Source organism: Kitasatospora sp. NPDC059571, assembly GCF_042735675.1.
In the GTDB taxonomy this organism is placed as follows: Bacteria; Actinomycetota; Actinomycetes; order Streptomycetales; family Streptomycetaceae; genus Kitasatospora.
The window spans coordinates 1,079-6,252 of the sequence record NZ_JBHWBW010000467.1; the positions used below are offsets into that span (position 1 = coordinate 1,079).

The 5,174-nt window shown below is 77.6% G+C and carries 4 protein-coding genes; all 4 read right to left on the minus strand.

From position 1 onward, the window contains the following. Positions 1–138 precede the first annotated feature (138 nt). Positions 139–1,002: a haloalkane dehalogenase gene (locus tag ACFV0G_RS33030; RefSeq protein WP_380555969.1), complete on the minus strand. Its 864-nt coding sequence runs from the start codon at positions 1,000–1,002 to the stop codon at positions 139–141. Between the two features lie 6 nt (positions 1,003–1,008). Next, positions 1,009–1,497, minus strand: coding sequence for a MarR family winged helix-turn-helix transcriptional regulator (locus ACFV0G_RS33035; RefSeq protein WP_380555971.1), 489 nt, complete (start codon positions 1,495–1,497; stop codon positions 1,009–1,011). Between the two features lie 109 nt (positions 1,498–1,606). Then, positions 1,607–3,139, minus strand: coding sequence for a hypothetical protein (locus ACFV0G_RS33040; RefSeq protein WP_380555973.1), 1,533 nt, complete (start codon positions 3,137–3,139; stop codon positions 1,607–1,609). 161 nt (positions 3,140–3,300) lie between these two features. After that, a partial coding sequence (locus ACFV0G_RS33045) for a CocE/NonD family hydrolase (protein ID WP_380555975.1) occupies positions 3,301–5,174 on the minus strand: 1,874 nt, incomplete at its 5' end.

The following is a 5,174-nucleotide window of genomic DNA, read 5'->3' on the forward strand; positions in this document are numbered from 1 at the left end:
CACCCGCCCCCCCCGCGCCGGCGCCCCCCCGCCCGGGGTGCCTGCGCCGGGGTCCCCGGGGGGGGGGTGCCCCGGGGGTGCGGGGGGCCCCGCGGGGGGGGGGCCCCCTCCTCGCGTTCCGGTGCCCGGGGCCGCCGGTCAGCCGTACAGGCCGTGGCGGCCGGCCCAGGCGGTGACGGCGGCGGCGATCTCCGCGGGCCGGTCCTCCGGCGCCTGGTGGCCGGCCGGCCCGCAGTGCGCGGTCTCCAGGCCCGCCGCGTGCTCGCGGCACCAGTCGGCGAGCTCCTTCCCGATCATCAGCGTCGGCGAGGAGTCGAAGGTGAGCAGCAGCTTCGGCACCCCGGGGCTGTCGGCCAGCCAGCGGTCGTACGCCTCGATCCGGGCGACCACCTCGGCCGGCCCGCCCTCCAGCGGCATCGAGCGGGGCCAGGCGAGCAGCGGCCGGCGGCTCTCCGGGGTCGGGTAGGGCGCCCGGTAGACCGCGAGGTCCTCCTCGGCGAGGCCGGTCAGCACCGTCCGGTGCAGCGCGTCCTCGATGAAGACGTTCTCCTCCAGCACCAGCCGCTCGCCGGTGCCGGGGGTGCGGAAGGCCTCGAACCTGGTCCGGGCGGCGGCCGGGAACTCCTCCCGGGCCATCGGCTTGAGGACGGTCTCCATCAGGGCGATGCCGCGCACCTGCCCGGGGTGCCGGGCCGCCCGGTCGAGGGCGAGCGAGCCGCCCCAGTCCAGGCCCACCAGGACGGCGTCGTCCAGCCCGAGCGCGTCGAACCAGGCGTCGAGGTAGCGGGCGTGGTCGGCGAAGGAGTAGGCGATGTCGGGCTTGCCGGAGCGGCCCATCCCGATCAGGTCGGGTGCCAGCAGCCGGGCCGGCCCGCCCATCCGCGGCAGCACCTTCCGCCACACGTGGGAGGAGACCGGGTTGCCGTGCAGGAAGACGAACGGGGTGCCGCTGCCGGACTCCTCGTAGTGGACGGTCGAGTCGAGCACGTCGATCGCGGGCATGGTGGATCACTCCTCGCCGGGGTCGGGTGGCAGGTCGAGCGGTGCGCCGAGCGGTACGTCGAGCAGCGTCTTCAGGTCGCGGACGAAGGCCCGGGCACGGGTCCCGCCGGTGCCGCCGAGCGGCGCCAGCAACCGGTCCAGCAGCTCCTGGACGACGGTGACCGCGCGGCCGGTGGCCTCCTGCCCGGCATCGGTCAGCGCGAGCCGGACGGCCCGGCTGTCGGCGGTGTCCCGGGTGCGCACGACCAGCCCGTCGGCCTCCAGGGCGCGGGCCAGCTTGGAGACGTAGAGCGCCTCCAGGCCGGTGTGGTCGGCGAGTTCGCGCTGGCTGGGCTGCTGCCCGGCGCGGTGCATGCCGTACAGCGACGCGAGCAGCGAGTACTGCGCGTGGGTCAGCCCGAGCGGGGCCAGGGCGCGGTCGACGGCGACCCGCCACTTGGTCGACAGCCGCCACACCAGGAAGCCGGGCGTGGGGCCCGGGGAAGCGTTGCTCATGGCAATTACAGTACATGGCTACTATGTCCATGGCTACTGTTTTGGTGCGCGCCGCCCCGGGCACCCGCGAGTCCGGCACCGGGCGCCTCCGCCGAGGAGCTCCCGGGCCCTACCCCCGGCCCGCCGGCCGGAGGTGGCTCTCGGCGAAGCTGCGCAGTTCCGCGCGGGTGCGGGCGGGGTCGGCCGCGGTCTCGGTGGCGCGGCCCTTGGGGAGGTAGCGCACGCCGTCGATCTCGCAGACCAGCGGTCCGACGCCGGTGTCGCGGACCAGGGCCTCGCCCACCGGCGGGGGGCCGCCGACGGTGCGGCGGCCCTCACCCCGCGACCAGGAGATCCGTTGGACGAACCGCGGCGCCGCCGCCCCCTCGCCCTCCGGCCGGAACAGCACCAGCACCATCTCGTTCGCCTCCCGCCGCAGCCGGACATAGCGCATGGGCTGCTGCTCGCCCTCGCCCTCGCCCGAGCGCGCGGCGCGCAGGACCGGCCGGACGAGCGCGGAGCGGTCGGCGGCGAACCAGGCGATCCGGGCGATGGACACGACGGCGACCGTGCCGAGCACCGGGAGGCGCCAGTGGCCCAGGTGGAAGTGGTCGTCGAGGCAGGCGGCGACGGCGACCGCCAGGAACCCCCAGGCCGCGGTGCCGAGGATCGTCGTCATCACCCAGAGGCGGGGTGACACGGATGTGCGGCCGGGGCCGCGGCGTGGCGTGGCGACCCTGGAGCCGGGTCGGTGGCGATCTCCGTGCCGTGCCGCGGCGGCGAGGTCCGCGTAGCTCAGACCGCCCCGGAGGCCGGGCCAGGCGTCCTCGCCCTCCTCCTCGCCCGCGGTCGCCCGATGCGGGATCACCGGCGCGGCCCGCTGCGCGCGCCGCACGCGCCGGGCACAGGCCAGCGGGGTGACCAGCAGCGCACCGGCGGCCCCGAGCAGGCCGAGGCCGCCTCCGAGGACGGCGGCTTCGGTCGGAGTGGTCCGGGTGTCCACGGCCTCGCCGAGGAACGGCCAGGGGACGGCGACGATCGGGAGTCGGTCGCCGGCGTGCACACCGGTGGTGTCGCAGTCCACGGTCGCCTGCTGCGCGCCGCCGTCCCAGCGGACGGTGCAGCTGTCCTCGTCCCGGTCGACGCGGACGACCTCGGCGGCGGTGCGCGTGCCCAGCAGCGCGATGTCCGCGGCCGCGAGACCGACGAAGAGGGCCGCGGCGAGGGCCAGCACCGCCCAGAACGGCGCGGTCGGCAGCAGCGGCCGATGGGCGGGTGCGGGGGCCGGCCGGGGCTGTTCGCCCAGCCAGGCACCCAGGGCCCGGGCGTCGTGGGTGGCCAGGCCCAGCCGGAACACCTTTCCTTCGGGCGTCCGGTAGCGCAGGTTGACCTTCTCGACGGGAGGCCGGTTGGCGTCGGCGACCGTCGCGTCGAGGGCCGTGCCGCCGCGCGGCACGATGGCGGTGTTTCCGGAGCGGTCGAGGAAGACGGGGTCCTCCAGGCGCGGGTCGGCCAGCAGCCGGCCCCTGCGGCCGTCGAGCCGGCAGCGGAAGTGCACGGCCCGGCCGGCCGTCAGACCGCGCCGCCTCCGTGCCGCCGCCCACCGGGCGAGCCCGGCCATGACCAGCGGGAACACCACGATCCCCAGAAGGTTCCCGATCATCGTCCCGTCGTCTCCTCCACTGTGATCGGAGAAGCGTACGGGTGTGCCGATCGGCCTTCGAGGCGGGGTGCCCCCTTGATCCACCCGGGGCGATGGGGCGGCGCGGCGGTCGGCCGCGCGGTGCGTCCCGGGCCCGGGGGCCCGCCGCTCCGCTCGGCCCGTCAGGGCCGGGGGAGCCGCCGGCGCCAATCGCGCTCGAACACCACGTCGCCGCCCTCCAGGGCCCGCACGTGGTCGTGGCGCACCAGGTGCCCGGCGTCGCAGGTGGTCTCCGAACGGAGCTGGACGGTCACGTCCCAGCCGATGTCGGTGCGCTCCAGCCGCAGGGTCCGGTCGGTCCGGGCGACCGCGGACAGCGGGTCGTCGGAGCGGATCCGGTAGGCCTCCAGCACGTGCTCGTCGGAGACCAGCCCGTCGGGGTGCAGCAGCGGGCCGTCGCCGACCGCGATCTCCAGGCGCCACTCGCCGGCCGCGACGTCCTGCACCACCAGCCGCTCGGGGCGGGCGGTGAGCGGCTCGGCGCGGGCGGCCGCCGGGGCCTGCTCGTGCTCGGGCGGGTCGAAGGAGATCGGGCCGCTGCCCGCGTCCGCGGCCAGGTGGCGCACCGGCAGGGTCAGCACCGAGGCGCCCGGGTCGAGTTCGAGGCCGGCCGGGTCGGCGACCGGCCACAGCCACGGCCAGTACGCCGAGGAGAGCGCCAGCCGGATCCGGTGCCCGGCGGGGAAGGCGTGTGCCACCGCCGACAGCGCGAACTCCACCTCGCCGGCGGCGCCGACGGCGGCCGCCCCGCGGCTCACCAGGGTGGACGTGCCGTCCGGCGCGACGTCGCAGAGCCGGGCCGCGACCTGCCCGGGCCGGCCGCCCTCGCGCACCCGCAGCCGCACGGTCGCCGCACCGAGCAGTTCGGTGGGCTCCGGCAGCGGCGCGGAGTCGAAGCAGACCGAGCGGCCGTCCTCGGCCCGCTGGTCCGGCGGCAGGTCCGCGGCCCGGCCGGCCGGGCGGACGGACCCGCCGTCGATGCCGGTGTGCTGCGGGGAGCGGACGGGCACGTAGCGCTCGCCCGACGGGGTGCCGGCGGTGCGCAGTGCGTCGGCCAGCCCGTAGTGGATCTCCCGTACGTCCGGTGACGGCCAGCCGTCGTCGCCGATCCAGCGGCCCGGCCGGTTGGCGTACGTGGTGGCCGGCGGCACCGACTCGTTCATCCAGGTGCGCAGGGCGGGCTCCTTGAGCACCCCGGTGTCGACGTCCCGCAGCCACTGCTCCCACCAGCGCAGCGTCTCCTGGAGGAAGCCGATCGCCGGCCCCGGCGGCCGGCCCTGGTCCGGGTACTGGTGCGGCCACGGCCCGACGATCCCGCGCACCGGTGCGCCGACCTGCTCCACCAGCCGCAGCACGGACTCCGGATACGGGTCGGCCCAGCCGCCGACGGCGAGCACCGCGGCCCGGACGGCGTCGAGGCGGAGGGCCGGGGCGGGCGCGGGGGCCTCGGGCGGTTGGAGGGCGTTGAGGCGCTCCAGCCACAGCCGCCGCCAGTCGTCCCCGGTGCGCACGGGGTCGGGCGGCCGGCAGGCGGCGGCGAGGGCGGTGGCCGCGGCGCGGTGGGCGGCGGCGGCCAGCGGTGCGCCGCCCGGGGTGTGCGTCGCGGGGGTGCGGTCGCCGGGGGCGCAGACGGCGACCACGGCCGCGAGGCGGTCGGGTGCGTGCGCGGCGAGGGCGAGCGCGGCGGTTCCGCCGTGTGCGAGGCCGAAGGCGCCGATCCGGCCGGTGCACCAGGGCTGGGCGGCCAGCCAGTCGAGGACGGCGACGGCGTCGGCGAGCCCGGCGTCGGAGGCCGGGTCGGTCGGCCGGCCCTCGGAGCTGCCGTGCCCGCGGGAGTCGACGCGCAGCGAGGCGTAGCCGTGGCCGGCGTACCAGGGGTGGCGTTCGGCGTCCCTGGCCGCCGTCCGGTCGCCGATCCCGCCGGCCTCGTACTCCAGCAGGGCGGGGACGGGTGCCCGCGACCGCCTTCGACGTGGAGGCGCCCTCGCCCGGGGAC

What these genes read in the sequence shown, in the direction of transcription:
- ACFV0G_RS33030 (WP_380555969.1), bottom strand. Translation starts at nt 1,002, where the DNA reads ATGCCCGCGATCGACGTGCTCGACTCGACCGTCCACTACGAGGAGTCC.
- ACFV0G_RS33040 (WP_380555973.1), bottom strand. Translation starts at nt 3,139, where the DNA reads ATGATCGGGAACCTTCTGGGGATCGTGGTGTTCCCGCTGGTCATGGCC.
- ACFV0G_RS33035 (WP_380555971.1), bottom strand. Translation starts at nt 1,497, where the DNA reads ATGAGCAACGCTTCCCCGGGCCCCACGCCCGGCTTCCTGGTGTGGCGG.